Origin of the sequence: Stenotrophomonas sp. S49, assembly GCF_016624905.1 — a bacterium.
Classification (GTDB): domain Bacteria; phylum Pseudomonadota; class Gammaproteobacteria; order Xanthomonadales; family Xanthomonadaceae; genus Stenotrophomonas.
In genome coordinates, this window is record NZ_JACVUD010000039.1 from 19,447 (window position 1) to 33,577 (window position 14,131).

Annotated in this window: 12 protein-coding genes; 8 read left to right on the forward strand and 4 right to left on the reverse strand. The window is 67.7% G+C overall.

The window, feature by feature from the left end:
* Positions 1 to 27: 27 nt before the first annotated feature.
* The 6 genes from infB (at position 28) to IAE58_RS10450 (ending at position 8,555) form a co-directional block, all read left to right on the forward strand.
* Positions 28 to 2,673 carry a translation initiation factor IF-2 gene (gene infB / locus IAE58_RS10425; RefSeq protein ID WP_108753686.1) on the forward strand — a complete coding sequence of 882 codons (2,646 nt, stop codon included), beginning with the start codon at positions 28 to 30 and terminating at the stop codon, positions 2,671 to 2,673.
* A 125-nt stretch (positions 2,674 to 2,798) separates the two neighbouring features.
* Complete coding sequence (gene rbfA / locus IAE58_RS10430; protein ID WP_108750209.1) at positions 2,799 to 3,182, forward strand: 30S ribosome-binding factor RbfA; 384 nt, start codon at positions 2,799 to 2,801, stop codon at positions 3,180 to 3,182.
* Between the two features lie 65 nt (positions 3,183 to 3,247).
* Positions 3,248 to 4,156, forward strand: coding sequence for a tRNA pseudouridine(55) synthase TruB (truB, locus tag IAE58_RS10435; protein ID WP_199933468.1), 909 nt, complete (start codon positions 3,248 to 3,250; stop codon positions 4,154 to 4,156).
* A 173-nt stretch (positions 4,157 to 4,329) separates the two neighbouring features.
* Positions 4,330 to 4,590, forward strand: a complete 261-nt coding sequence (gene rpsO, locus IAE58_RS10440) for a 30S ribosomal protein S15 (RefSeq protein WP_005410445.1) — start codon at positions 4,330 to 4,332, stop codon at positions 4,588 to 4,590.
* Positions 4,591 to 4,740: 150 nt separating this feature from the next.
* Positions 4,741 to 6,849: a polyribonucleotide nucleotidyltransferase gene (pnp, locus tag IAE58_RS10445; RefSeq protein WP_108750207.1), complete on the forward strand. Its 2,109-nt coding sequence runs from the start codon at positions 4,741 to 4,743 to the stop codon at positions 6,847 to 6,849.
* 137 nt (positions 6,850 to 6,986) lie between these two features.
* Complete coding sequence (locus IAE58_RS10450) at positions 6,987 to 8,555, forward strand: winged helix-turn-helix transcriptional regulator (protein ID WP_199933469.1); 1,569 nt, start codon at positions 6,987 to 6,989, stop codon at positions 8,553 to 8,555.
* Here IAE58_RS10450 and IAE58_RS10455 read toward each other — a convergent pair.
* Positions 8,524 to 9,576, reverse strand: coding sequence for a serine hydrolase (locus IAE58_RS10455; protein ID WP_199933470.1), 1,053 nt, complete (start codon positions 9,574 to 9,576; stop codon positions 8,524 to 8,526). The two genes, IAE58_RS10450 and IAE58_RS10455, sit on opposite strands and share 32 nt — an antisense overlap.
* 294 nt (positions 9,577 to 9,870) lie before the next feature.
* Here IAE58_RS10455 and IAE58_RS10460 point away from each other — a divergent pair, with 294 nt between their 5' ends.
* Together IAE58_RS10460 and IAE58_RS10465 are read left to right on the forward strand one after the other, a co-directional pair.
* Positions 9,871 to 11,061 carry a glycoside hydrolase family 18 protein gene (locus IAE58_RS10460; RefSeq protein WP_199933471.1) on the forward strand — a complete coding sequence of 397 codons (1,191 nt, stop codon included), beginning with the start codon at positions 9,871 to 9,873 and terminating at the stop codon, positions 11,059 to 11,061.
* 256 nt (positions 11,062 to 11,317) lie between these two features.
* Positions 11,318 to 11,710, forward strand: a complete 393-nt coding sequence (locus IAE58_RS10465) for a VOC family protein (protein ID WP_199933472.1) — start codon at positions 11,318 to 11,320, stop codon at positions 11,708 to 11,710.
* 188 nt (positions 11,711 to 11,898) lie between these two features.
* On the opposite strand, the gene IAE58_RS10470 is transcribed toward IAE58_RS10465, so the two are convergent.
* The 3 genes from IAE58_RS10470 to IAE58_RS10480 are packed head-to-tail and all read right to left on the reverse strand — an operon-like array spanning position 11,899 to position 14,028.
* Positions 11,899 to 13,458 carry a PepSY-associated TM helix domain-containing protein gene (locus IAE58_RS10470; RefSeq protein ID WP_199933473.1) on the reverse strand — a complete coding sequence of 520 codons (1,560 nt, stop codon included), beginning with the start codon at positions 13,456 to 13,458 and terminating at the stop codon, positions 11,899 to 11,901.
* 10 nt (positions 13,459 to 13,468) lie between these two features.
* Positions 13,469 to 13,732: a hypothetical protein gene (locus IAE58_RS10475; RefSeq protein ID WP_199933474.1), complete on the reverse strand. Its 264-nt coding sequence runs from the start codon at positions 13,730 to 13,732 to the stop codon at positions 13,469 to 13,471.
* Entirely contained in the window at positions 13,732 to 14,028 is a 297-nt protein-coding gene (locus IAE58_RS10480; protein WP_108750199.1) for a hypothetical protein, read from the reverse strand. Before IAE58_RS10480 ends, IAE58_RS10475 begins: the two co-directional genes overlap by 1 nt.
* Positions 14,029 to 14,131: the final 103 nt, after the last annotated feature.

The window sequence follows — 14,131 nt, forward strand, 5'->3', positions numbered from 1 at the left end:
GGGCGCCCACAAGATCATAGGATCCGAATGTCGCAGCAAACCACCATCCGCAAGCTTGCCGAACTGGTCAACACACCGGTCGAGAAACTGCTGGAACAGCTGGCCGGTGCCGGCATGAAGTTCAGCGGTCCCGACCAGGTCGTGACCAGCACCGAGAAGGTGAAGCTCCTGGGCTTCCTTCGTCGTTCGCACGGCAAGCCCGAGCAGGCCCCGGAAGAGACCGATCAGTCTGCAAAGAAGATCACCCTCAACCGCCGGAAACAGCAGGAAGTGACGGTCAATTCCGGTCGCAGCAAGACGACCGTGAATGTCGAGGTGCGCCAGAAGCGTACCTACGTCAAGGATGGTGCTCGCCCGATGACGCCGGACGAAGAGCGCGCCGACATCCTGCGCAAGCTGGAAGAGTCGCGCGCCCGCAACCTTGCCGAACAGCAGGCCCTGGCCGAGAAGGATCGTCTGCGCGACGAAGCCATCGTCCGTGCCCGTGAGGAAGAGATTGCGGCCAAGGAACGCGCAGAGGCCGAGAAGAAGGCTGCCGAAGAAGCCGCGGCTGCCGCCAAGGCTGCCGAGGCGGCTGCCGCCACCAAGCCCAAGCGCGCGCCGATCGATGAAACCGCGCCGCGTCCGCCGCGTACGCCGGCCGCCGCTCCGGCTGCGCCGCGCAGTGCGCCGCCGCCGCCGCGCAGCGACGACCGCAACAACCGCAGCGCGCCGCGCAACGAGCGTGGCCCGGGCGATCGCTTCGCCGGCCAGATGCATCTGTCGGCGGCCGACCGTGCGCGTCGTGGCAACAGCAACAACAGCAACAACCGGGGTCGTCCGGGTGGTCGCAACCAGAGCGGCGGCCGTCGTGACATGTCGCGTGGCGGCAACAACGCCGGTCCGCACGCCTTCGAGCGTCCGACCGCACCGGTCGTGCGTGAAGTGGCGATCGGCGAGACCATCACCGTGGCTGACCTGGCGCAGAAGCTCGCGCTGAAGGGCGGCGAGGTGGTGAAGGCGCTGTTCAAGATGGGCGTGATGGCCACCATCACCCAGTCCATCGACCACGACACCGCGGCGCTGGTGACCGAAGAATTGGGCCACAAGGCGATCCGTGCCAATGACAACGACGCCGAAGACGCACTGCTGGCCTCGACCGGTGAAAACCAGGGCGAAGCCGTGCAGCGTCCGCCGGTGGTCACCATCATGGGCCACGTCGACCACGGCAAGACCTCGCTGCTGGATTACATCCGTCGTACCAAGGTTGCCCACGGCGAAGCCGGCGGCATCACCCAGCACATCGGTGCGTACCACGTTGATACGCCCAAGGGCGTCATCAGCTTCCTGGATACCCCGGGCCACGCCGCGTTCACCTCGATGCGTGCCCGCGGTGCCAAGCTGACCGACATCGTGGTGCTGGTGGTGGCGGCCGATGACGGCGTCATGCCGCAGACCAAGGAAGCTATCCAGCACGCCCGCTCGGCCGGTGTGCCGCTGATCGTGGCGATCAACAAGATCGACAAGTCCGGCGCCGACCCGATGCGCGTCAAGAACGAGCTGCTGTCCGAGCAGGTCGTGGCCGAAGAGTTCGGCGGTGACATCCAGATGGTGGAGATCTCGGCCAAGACCGGCCTGGGCATCGACGACCTGCTGGACGCCGTGTCGGTGCAGGCCGAACTGCTGGAACTGAAGGCCGTCGACGAAGGCCGCGCCTCGGGCGTGGTGATCGAATCGTCGCTGGACAAGGGCCGTGGCCCGGTCGCTACCGTGCTGGTGCAGCAGGGCCGCCTGAAGAAGGGCGACTACCTGGTGTGCGGCATCCAGTACGGCCGCGTGCGTGCGCTGTTCGACGAAACCGGCAAGCAGCCGGAATTCGCTGGCCCGTCCATCCCGGTGCAGGTCCTGGGCCTGTCCGGCGTGCCGGAAGCCGGTGATGACTTCGTGGTGGTCGAGGACGAGCGCCTGGCCAAGGACGTTGCCCAGCAGCGTGAGACCAAGCGCCGTGAATCGCGCCTGGTGGCCACCGCTGGCAGCCGCATGGAAGACATCATGGCGACCCTGGGCAAGGGCGAGGGCCAGCAGGTCCTCAACCTGGTCATCAAGGCCGACGTGCAGGGTTCGGTGCAGGCGCTGAGCCAGGCACTGGTCGCACTGTCCAACGAAGACATCCGCATCAACGTGATCCACTCCGGCGTGGGCGGCATCACCGAATCGGACGCCAACTCGGCGGCTGCTTCGAAGGCCACCGTCATCGGCTTCAACGTGCGTGCGGATGCTTCGGCCCGTCGCATCATCGAATCCAACGGCGTGGACCTGCGTTACTTCTCGATCATCTATGACGTGATCGACCAGGTGAAGCAGGTGGCCTCCGGTCTGCTGGGCGTGGAAATCCGCGAAGAGATCATCGGTATCGCCGAAGTCCGCGACGTGTTCCGCAGCTCCAAGCTGGGCGCCGTTGCCGGCTCGATGGTCATCGAGGGCGTGGTCAAGCGCAACAAGCCGATCCGCGTGCTGCGCGACAGCGTGGTCATCTTCGAAGGCGAGCTGGAATCGCTGCGCCGCTTCAAGGAAAACGTCGAGGAAGTCCGCAACGGTACCGAATGCGGTATCGCGGTGAAGGCCTACAACGACGTGAAGCCGGGTGACCAGATCGAGTGCTTCGAGCGTATCGAAGTGCCGCGCACCCTGTAATGCTGCAAGGGGCCGGTCCTCACGGACCGGTCCGCCAACCCGGTGGGGCCCGACCTTGGTCGGGTTACCATCTCTGGTAGGGCCCGACCTTGGTCGGGTCACATTCAAAACAAGAGCCTGACCGCGTGCCCAAAACCTTCCATCGAACCGACCGTGTCTCCGCCCAGCTGCGCCGTGAACTCGGCACCCTGGTGCACAACGCTGTGCGCGAGCACGGGTTGCCCTCGGTGAGCGTGTCCGACGTGGAAATCACCCGCGACATGGCCCATGCCAAGGTGTTCGTCACCGCGCTGATGCCGGAACGTTCGGCCGAAGCAGTGAAGGGCCTGCGCGAGCTGGGCTATCGCCTGCGCATGGACCTGGCCCGCGCCATGAAGCTGCGCCACGTGCCCGAACTGCATTTCCACTACGACGACTCGGTCGATCGTGGTGAGCACATCGACAACATCCTGCGCGACCTGCCCGATACGCTGGCCGCAGAGAAGCGTCGCAAGAGCGACGAAGAATAACCGCGCATTGCGCGCACGCCGGGCATGGCCCGGCGCTACCGGCGGCGTCCGCCGACATAAACGTCATGACCCGAATTCAGTTCCGCCGCCTGGATGGCATCCTGCTGCTCGACAAGTCGAACGGCATGAGCTCCAACGCCGCCCTGCAGGTGGCGCGCCGCCTGTTCCGTGCAGAGAAGGGCGGCCACACCGGCAGCCTGGATCCGCTGGCCACCGGCCTGCTGCCGCTGTGCTTTGGCGAAGCGACCAAGATCGCCGGCCTGCTGCTGGGGTCAGCCAAGGCCTATGACGCCGAGATCGTGCTCGGCCAGACCACCGACACCGATGACGCCGAAGGCCAGGTGCTGCTGCAGCGCCCGGTGCCGGCCATCAGCGCCGACGCCCTGCAGGCCGCGCTGGCCCCGTTGACCGGCAGCATCCGCCAGCGCGCACCGATCTATTCGGCGCTGAAGCAGGGCGGCGAGCCGTTGTATGTGAAGGCCCGCCGCGGTGAAGCCATCGAGGCGCCGGAGCGCGAGGTCCAGGTGCACGCCATCGAGGTGCTGGAGCAGCAGACCGAGCGCCTGCGCCTGCGCGTGATCTGCGGCTCGGGCACCTACATCCGCAGCCTGGCCCGTGACCTGGGCGAGGCATTGGGCTGCGGCGCGCATATCAGTGCGCTGCGCCGGCTCTGGGTCGAACCGTTCCGTGATCCAGTGATGGTGAGCCTGGACCAGCTGCGCGCCATGGTCGAGGCCGGCGACGAGGCCGGCATGGAGGCACTGCTGCTGCCGCTGGCGGCCGGCCTGGCCGAGTACCCCCGGGTCGAGCTGGATGCCGAACAGGCCCACCGCTTCTGTGTCGGGCAGCGCCAGCGCGATGCCGCCTGGCCCCCGGGCCTGGTGGCCGTATACGGGCCCGACGGCACCCCGCAGGGCCTGGGCCAGGTCGATGCTGGTGGCCTGCTGGCGCCGCAGCGCCGCTTCAACCTGTAACCGGGGCGGGGCGCATTCAGCCCCGGTCCTTGTTCCGCCGGGCCCCGACCGTTACAATTTCGCGGCCGTTTTCCGGCAGCCTGCTCCGGCAGGTTTCATCCTCGTAGTCCACGGCGAGCCTGGCGGTGCGCGAAGCGCGTTCCTGCCGGCCACGCATCACAGAGAAAAAAGAAATGTCGATCGACACCCAGAAGGTCATTGAAGACAACAAGCGCAGCTCGGCTGACACCGGCTCCCCGGAAGTGCAGGTCGCCCTGCTGACCGCCCGCATCGAGCTGCTGACCGGCCACTTCAAGACCCACAAGAAGGACCACCACAGCCGCCGCGGCCTGCTGCAGATGGTCAACCGCCGTCGCAGCCTGCTCGACTACCTGAAGAAGAAGGACGTCGAGCGTTACAAGGCCCTGATTGAAAAGCTTGGCCTGCGTCGCTAAGCAACGAATCCCCCGCGGCGCAGCGATGCGCCGCGGTTTTGTTTTGTAGCACCGCAATCCCCGATTCAGGCCGGAACGATCCGGCCACCCGCAGGCGGCAAGGGTCGCCGACGGTCCAATTCGCAGACAGCATCCCCAAGGACACCCTCCGTGGCAAAAATCACCAAAACCTTCCAGTACGGCAAGCACACCGTCACGCTTGAGACCGGCGAAGTCGCCCGCCAGGCAAGCGGCGCCGTCATCGTCAAGATGGACGACACCGTACTGCTGGTCACCGCCGTCGCCGCCAAGAGCGCGCGCGAAGGCCAGGACTTCTTCCCGCTGACCGTCGATTATCAGGAAAAGTTCTACGCCGGCGGCCGTATCCCGGGTGGTTTCTTCAAGCGTGAAGGCCGTGCGACCGAGAAGGAAACCCTGATCTCGCGCCTGATCGACCGTCCGATCCGCCCGCTGTTCCCGGAAGACTACAAGAACGAAGTGCAGATCATCGCCACGGTCATGTCGCTGAACCCGGACGTGGACGGCGACATTCCGGCCCTGATCGGCGCCTCGGCTGCCCTGGCCCTGGCCGGCACCCCGTTCATGGGTCCGATCGGCGCTGCCAAGGTCGGCTACAAGAACGGCGAGTACATCCTGAACCCGACCGTCAGCGAACTGGCTGACTCGCAGCTGGAACTGGTCGTCGCCGGTACCTCCAACGCCGTGCTGATGGTTGAATCCGAAGCCGCGTTGCTGTCCGAAGAAGTGATGCTGGGCGCCGTGACCTTCGGTCACCGCGAAATGCAGAAGGTCATCAACGCGATCAACGAGCTGACCGTCGAAGCCGGCACCAAGCCGTCGACCTGGGAAGCCCCGGCCAAGAACGACGTGCTGATCGGCGCCCTGAAGGAAGCCATCGGCCCGCGCCTGGGCGAAGCCTTCCAGGTGCGCGACAAGCTGCAGCGCCGCGACGCCATCTCGGCGATCAAGAAGGACGTGGTCGAAAGCCTGGCTGGCCGCGTGGCCGCCGAAGGCTGGAACCCGGCCGAGCTGTCGAAGGAATTCGGCGAGCTGGAATACCGCACCATGCGTGACTCGGTGCTGGACACCAAGGTCCGCATCGACGGCCGTGCGCTGGACACCGTCCGCCCGATCGCCGTGAAGACCGGCGTGCTGCCGCGTACCCACGGTTCCTCGCTGTTCACCCGCGGCGAAACCCAGGCCATCGTGACCATCACCCTGGGCACCGCCCGTGACGGCCAGGTCATCGACGCCGTTGCCGGTGAGTACAAGGAAAACTTCCTGTTCCATTACAACTTCCCTCCGTTCTCGGTGGGTGAGTGCGGCCGCATGATGGGCCCGAAGCGCCGCGAAATCGGCCACGGTCGCCTGGCCAAGCGCGGCGTGCTGGCTGTCATGCCGTCGCTGGAAGCCTTCCCGTACACCATCCGCGTCGTCTCGGAAATCACCGAGTCGAACGGTTCCTCGTCGATGGCCTCGGTCTGCGGCTCGTCGCTGGCCCTGATGGACGCCGGTGTGCCGGTGAAGGCGCCGGTGGCCGGTATCGCCATGGGTCTGGTCAAGGAAGGCGATCGCTTCGTCGTCCTGTCCGACATCCTGGGTGACGAAGATCACCTGGGTGACATGGACTTCAAGGTGGCCGGTACCGCTGAGGGCATCTCCGCCCTGCAGATGGACATCAAGATCGAAGGCATCACCGAAGAGATCATGAAGCAGGCTCTGCAGCAGGCCAAGGCTGGCCGTCTGCACATCCTGGGCGAAATGGCCCACGGCCTGACCGCTCCGCGCGAAGAGCTGTCGGACTACGCGCCGCGTCTGCTGACCATCAAGATCCACCCGGACAAGATCCGCGAAGTGATCGGCAAGGGTGGTTCGACCATCCAGGCCATCACCAAGGAAACCGGCACCCAGATCGACATCCAGGACGACGGCACCATCGTCATCGCCTCGGTCAATGCCATCGCTGCCCAGGCCGCCAAGGCCCGCATCGAGCAGATCACCTCGGACGTCGAGCCGGGCCGCATCTACGAAGGCAAGGTCGCCAAGATCATGGACTTCGGTGCGTTCGTCACCATCCTGCCGGGCAAGGACGGTCTGGTCCACGTGTCGCAGATCTCCAGCGACCGCGTTGAGAAGGTCGGCGACGTGCTGAAGGAAGGCGACGTGGTCAAGGTCAAGGTGCTGGAAGTCGACAAGCAGGGCCGTATCCGCCTGTCGATGAAGGCCGTGGAAGAAGGCGAAGGCGCCAGCGCCGAGTAATCGACCTCCGGTCGATGACGGTAGGTGTCAACCTTGGTTGACACCCCACCGCTGGCATCGCAATCATGAAAAAGCGGGCTTCGGCCCGCTTTTTCTTTGCCTGCGCTCCGCCCCGGTCTTGCCGCTATGCTGCGCCCATGGACAGCCTGCGCCTGCTCGACCTGGAGATCGATCGCCCGTCGCAACGGGTCAGCCGCCACGGCGAGGTACTGCCCGTCAGCGGCCTGAGCTGGACCCTGTTGGACGTGCTGCTGGCCCACGGCACCGACGTCGTGGATTTCGACACCTTGGCCGCCCAGGTCTGGGCGCCGGCCGTGGTGGGCGAAGACGCGATCAGTCAGCGGGTGAAGCTGCTCCGCCAGGCGCTCGGTGACGACGGCCGCAATCCCCGCTACATCCGCTCGGTGCGCGGGCGCGGCTACCAGCTGTGCGCGCCGCCGCTGCCGGTCACTTCCCTCACGCCGCGCGCCCGCTGGCGCGGCTGGACCGCGCTGGTTACCTCGGCGGCCACGCTGCTGGCCGTCGCTTCAGGGCTGTTCTTCTGGTCACGGCCCGCGCCACCAGGCGCCGCGCAGTCGCTGCTGCAGCGTGCCGACTATTACGCCGGCATCGGCCAGGCCAGCAACAACGAACGGGCGATCAGCCTGTACCGGCAGGCCCTGCAGGCCGATCCGGAATCCGCGCCGGCCCGGCGCGGCCTGTCACGCGCTCTGTCCGCGCAGGGCTGCCTGTTCAATGGCAGTCCTGCGCAGATAAGGGAGGCGCTGGCATTGGCAGAGCAGGAGCGCCAGCGGGCGCCGCAAGAGGCCGCCACGCATGCGCTATGGGGCTACGCGCAGGATTGCCTGGGTGACATGCGCCAGGCCATGGCCGGCTACCGCCACGCCATCGAACTGGACCCTGGCGACGAACGCAGCCGTGCGTCGCTGGCCTACCTGCAGCAGGAGCGCGGCGAGCTGGCCACCGCGCTGCGCCAGAACCTGTCGTTGAAGGCGCCCGAACGCGTGCGCTTCCGTGATGTGCAGGTCGCGCGCGAACTGGAGCTGCTCGGCTTCACCCAGGCGGCGGGGCAGCGCCACGCGCGCAACTTCCAGCTGTACCCGGACAATGTCTTTTCGAACATCGCCTGGCCGCGCAGCCTGTACCTGGCCGGCGCACCGCAGCAGGCGCGGCAGGCGCTGGACGAAGCCCTGGCGCGTGGCACGCCGCACCCGCAACTGCGCCGCCTGCAGGGGGAACTGGCGCTGTTGGCCGGTGACCCCGCAGCAGCGGCCCAGGCCTTCGAACTGGGCCGGCAACTGCGGCCGCAGCAGTCGCTCGGCCAGACCCTGGCGGCCCTGCATGGCGCGCAACCAGCGCAGGCGGCATGGATCCGCCAGCGCCTGCAGCAGCTGGGTGACCAGGCAGGGGCAGGGGATGGCTGGCCCGATGCAGCCATCGAGCGGGCGCTGCTGCTGCAGGCCCTGGGCCAGACCGACCACGCGCTGGCGGCACTGCAGCAGGCCGTCGACGACGGTTTCCGCGACGCGGCCTGGTTGCGAACCACGCCGCTGTTCGTGCCCCTGCGCGGCGCGCCCGGTTGGCCGGCGCTGCTGGAACGCCTGGATACCGACATTGCGCGCCAGCGCGCACAGGTACTGGCCGCCGCCTGGCGGCCAGATGACCTGGCCAGCCTCAGTGCAGCGCCGGCAGCAGGAACTCGGTAAGGATGCGCCGCGATTGCGGGTGGGCGAAGCTGCGGTTGAACGCTTGGGTAGTGACGACCGCCACCGCGCGTTGCTCGGGCAGCACGAACACGTAGTTGCCGCCGTTGCCGGACATCGCCCACACCGTTCGCGGTGCACCCTGCGCGTCCAGTTTCAGGCCCCACCACTGGTAGCCGTAATCGCTGCCATCGGATGTCTTCGCCTGCGCCTGCACCATCGCTTCGATGTAGTCCTGCGGAACCAGCTGCTGGCCCTGCCAACGGCCCCGGTCCAGCACCAGCTGCCCAAGCCGGGCCAGATCGCGGCTGCGGTAGCGGGTCCCGCCGCCGCCCATGCCGATGCCTTCCGGCGAACGGTTCCAGTGGCGCTCGGTGATGCCCAGCGGGCGCTCCAGCGCGGTGGCGGCGAAGTCGGCCAGCGGCTGCCCGGTGGCTTGTTCAAGCACCGCGCCCAGCACGAAGGAATTGGCGGTGCAGTAGGCGAACGCGCGGCCATGCGGGCTGTCCTGCGGGCGCTGCATCCACGGCGCGAAGCCTTTCACCGGCAGGCCCAGGGCAAAGTCCAGCCAGCGTTCGCCCACGTACATGCGCTCCTCGTTGCCGGCCGAGAACGGATTCTCGTCGTCGCATTCCCACAGGCTGCTCATGGTCAGCAGGTCCTGCACGGTGGTGGCGCGCAGGCGGGGGTCAACGCTGTGGCTGGCGGTGTAGGCCGGGAAGTAGTCGTACACGCGGGCCTGCACGCCCGGAAGCCGGTGCTGGCCGATGGCCGCGCCGACCAGCAGTGCGGTCACGCTCTTGCTGGCCGAACGCACGTCATGCAGGGTCTGCGCGTCGGCACCGTTGAAGTAGCCCTCGTAGACCACCTTGCCATCGACCTGCAGCAGCACGCTGCGCACCTGCTTGAGCTCATCGCGGGCGATGGCCTGTTCCAGCGCCTTCAGGCGCGCCGTATCCAAGGGGGCTGCGGTGCAGGGCAGGGTGGTGCACAGCAGCAGGATGAGAAGGGTGATCGTGCGCATCGGCAAGGCTCCGTTGAAGGGAGCCCTGATTCAGCCAGCGTGCCGTCTGAAGTGCTGGAAATCCGGCTGAAGAATTCTGAAAGTCCGGTGTGGCGGGCCTCTGCAGGTAGCGTCGAGCTTGCTCGACTGCCCTTGAGATTGCGCCAACTGCAGTCGAGCAAGCTCGACGCTACGTGTCCTCGCCCAGCCACCAGACCCGGCCGCGCGCATGTCCAGCGGACGACATGACCGGACATCCGCGCCGCAGCGCCAAGCGTTTGCTAACGTGGCTGCGTCATTGATCCGGGAGATCCCATGTTCCGCCAGTCCGTCGCCGTCCTTGCCGTGCTGATTGCCGGCGCACTGCCCACGGTTGCATGGGCCGCGCCCGCACAGCCGCCTGTTCTCGGCGCGTACTATCCCGGTGGCTCGGCCGAGCGCTACCCGGTGTCGCGCATTCCGGCCGAGCGCCTGACCCACCTGTTCTACGCGTTCTCCACCATCGAGGACGGGCGCTGCACGGTCGGCGCGGAAGCGCCGCAGAACTTCGCCGCACTGGCCGAGCTGAAGAAAGCCCATCCGCACCTGCGCACGCTGATCTCGATCGGCGGCTGGGGCGCAGGCGGGTTTTCCGACACGGCGCTGACCGCGGCCAGCCGCAAGCGCCTGGTCGATTCATGCATGGCGCTGTTCTTCGAACGCCATGCAGGCAGCTTCGATGGCGTGGACATCGACTGGGAATTCCCGGTGAGCGGTGGACCGAAGGAGCTGGCCCATCGCCCGCAGGATCGCGCCAACCTGACCCTGCTGGCGCAGGCGTTCCGCGTGGCGCTGGATGCGCGCGGCCGCAAGGCAGGCCAGCCGATGCTGCTGACCGCGGCGCTGGCCGCCGGTCGCCTGCAGACCGATGGGCCCTACGACCCGGCGGCGAGCTATGACCTGCCGGCGTTGGCCGCGGTGTTCGATTTCATCAACCTGATGAGCTATGACATGGGTACCGGCTTCTCGGCGGTGTCCACCTTCAATGCGCCATTGCATGAAGTGCCGGCCGACCCGCTGGCACCGGAACTGCGGCGCTGGAACAACGTGGCCGGCGCGGTGCAGTACTACCGCGAACACGGCGTGCCGGCGCACAAGCTGGTGCTGGGCGTGCCGTTCTATGGTCGCGGCTTCAAGGTCACCGGCGATGCCGCCGACGGTCTGTACCAGTCCTACAGCGCACCGGCCGATGCCGGCGACTGGCGGGTGATCAAGTCGCGTTATCTGGACCAGCCCGGGTGGGCGAAGCACTGGCAGCCGCAGGCACAGAGCCCTTGGTTGTACAACGCCGAACAGAAGGTGTTCATCAGCTATGAAGACCCGCGTTCGATCGGCCTGCGCGCGCAGTTCGCGCGTGCGCAGGGCCTGGCTGGCGTGTTCATGTGGGAGCTGACCGGCGACGACGAACAGGCCAGCCTGCTCAATGCCATGCTGGCGCCGTGGCAGAAGGCCCGCGTCGGCGATTGAGCCGCCCCGGCAGCGAATGGACGCGCCCTCGGACCCGGCGTGCCGTCTGATGCTTCTGGGCCACGAACGCGCCTTTGTAGAGTCGAGCTTGCTCGACTGCTCTTGGCGCGATGTGTATCGAATGCAACAGCAGTCGAGCAAGCTCGACTCTACCGGGGCGAGCCGTAGCGCGCCGGGCCATGCCCGGCAGAATGACGCAAGGCCAGCGGCCCAACCGCGCACATCGGGCCCGCGGCCGCCGCGCTAATCTGTTGGCATGATCACCATCGACCGCCTCGACCATCTGGTCATTACCGTTGCAGATATCGAGCGCAGCTGCGATTTCTACCAGCGCGTGCTGGGGATGGAGGTCGTGCGCTTCGGTGCCGGCCGCACCGCGCTGCAGTTCGGCCAGCAGAAGATCAATCTGCACCCTGCCAGTGCGCCACTGCAGCCACATGCCGCACAACCCATGCCGGGCAGTGCCGACCTCTGCCTGGTCACGCGTGCGGCAACGGCCGATGTACTGGCCCACCTGCAATCACAGGCCGTTGTCGTGGAGGAGGGGCCGGTTGCACGGACCGGCGCGCTGGGGCCGATCGAGTCGGTGTACTTCCGCGATCCGGACGGCAACCTGATCGAAGTCAGTCGTTATCCCGACGCCGGATGACCGGTAGCGCCGGGCCGCGCCCTCGGACCCGATATGTCGTGTAATGCGTGTGGGCCACAAACCCGCATTTGTAGAGTCGAGCTTGCTCGACTGCTCTTGGCGCGATGTGTATCGAATGCAACAGCAGTCGAGCAAGCTCGACTCTACCGGGCGAGGCGTAGCGCGCCGGGCCATGCCCGGCGGTTTCATCAATTCGCCCAGACGCTGTTGGGGTCGCCGCTGCGGGCGCGGCGTTGGCTGGCCACTGCCAACCGCGCAAAGCCGGCGGCCATGGCCAGGGCCACAACGTCGATCCAGAACAGCGGCCAGTGCCCACGCCCGGCGGCCAGCCACAGCCAATCGCCGTTGAGCGCGCCATGCGCCGCCGGTACCAGCGCGGTGCTGATCGCCGCGGCCCACAGCAGTTCACGCGCGGCCTGGGCCGGGCGACGCAGTGCCGCCCACAGTGCGCACGCCGCCCACGTGCCGAAGCAGGCCCAGCGGATACCGTGGTCCACGCTGGCCGGGGCCACCCGTTCCAGCACCAGCGCGGTGATGAAGGCGACCGAGATCGCCACGCACAGGCCGATGCACACGCCCACCGTCGCCCGCGCCATGTTCACCCCCGAACGCGGCTGCTCGACCTGGCGCCGCTTGCGCCGCGATTCGATCCACAGCAGGTTGCCCGAATAGAACAGGAAGGCGCCGCCCAGCCCCAGCAGGAAGTACAGCCAGACCACCACGCCATTGCCGAACTCGCCGAAGTGCAGGGCATAGGCCGCGCTCAGCGTGGCGTGGTTGGCATCGCGACGCCCGGGCAACTGGGTGGCCAGGACCTCGCCGCTGGCCACGTCCAGCGCGACCGAACCCAGCGGGCCCAGGGTGCCGCTGGATTCGCCGGTAATCTCGATGGTGGCCTGGCTGTCGCCGCCGTTGGCCAGCTTCAGGTACGCCGGTTCGAAATCAGTCACGCCCTGTGCGCGTGCGGCTTCCACGGCGCGCGCATGCAGCAGGCGCAGGCTGCCCGGTTCGGCCGGCACGCCGCTGGCCTCGCGCACCGGCGCCGTATCCATGGCCGCAGGCACGGCCTGCAGCGCCTTGCCGTCGTAGATCAGCGGATTGAGCAGGGCAATCTGGATGAACACCAGGCACAGCAGGGCGCCGGTCACCGCGAACATCAGATGGAAGGGCAGGCAGAGCACGCCGATCACGTTGTGCGCGTCCTGCCACATCTGCTTCAGGTTGCGGCCCGGCCGCAGCGCGAACAGATCGCCCAGCAGCTTGGGCAGGTGGATGACCAGGCCGCTCAGCAGGGCCATGCCGTACAGCAGGCTGACGATGCCCATCACGTACAGGCCGGCCACCGGCAGGCCCAGGCTGTAATGCAGCTCGTTCACCAGCTCGGCCAGGCCGGTCTGCGGCGGCGTGGCGCTGCCGCCGGTATGGCCCGGCCAGGCGTAGCGCCAGCTGCCATCGCTGGCCTGCCAGTAGGCCAGCGGCCGCGGGTGGTCGTCACCGGGGAAGGTCATGCCGACATGGCGCCGGGCCTCGGCGTGCTGGGCCAGCACGTCATCGAGCAGGTACTGCGCATCGTCCAGCCCGGCCGGCAGGGCCGAGGCGGCGCCCGGTGTCTGCCACAGCGGCAGATCGTGGTGGAACAGGGTCAGCGCGCCAGCGTAGAAGGCCACGAACAGGCCGAAGCCGGCCACCAGGCCGACCCAGGTATGCAGCGTGGTGAAGGTGCGCAGGGTCTGCGAACTGAATTTCATGCGGAAAGTCTCACTGCACCGCGCCGGTCAGGCGCAGCAGCCACAGGGCAAGGAAGCCGGCGGCGGCGCACGCCGACAGGACCAGCCAGGCACGGGCGGGCGAGCGGAAGCTGAAGGCCCACAACGCCGCCAGCATCCACAGGGGCACGAAGGCGATCAGGCCCGGAACCAGCGCGCTGGTCCACGGCCCGGGTGGCAGCCAGGTCAACAGGCCGGTGGCCGCGGCGGCCAGCAGGAATCCGGCCAGCAGGCCGGCGAAGGCGCGCATCCACATCAGCGCGGCTCCACGCCGGGCCGGTGCCAGGCGGCCAGCGCCGGCAGCAGCAGGGCGGTCAGCATCCACGCGCACAGCATTACTACCAGTCCGGTGGCGAAGCCCAGTTCGGCCATCCACAGCCACAGCGCGGCAGCGGCCGCCACCAGGCCGATCTGCCGGCCCAGGCGCCCGGCGCGGCGCAGGCGCGGCCAGCGGCAGTGCGGCGAGGCGGCGTAGAACGCCACGGCAGAGAACATCGACGCCAGCAGGCCGAGGCTGCAGAAGCCCAGGCTGGACAGGGCCACGGTAATCATCGGCGGCTCCCGTGCTGGCGCAGGATCGACAGCTGCGGGACACAGGCGGGGCCGGCGGTGGCCGGTCGAGGCGGGTGGCGCATCACGGGGTCCTGGGCAAGCG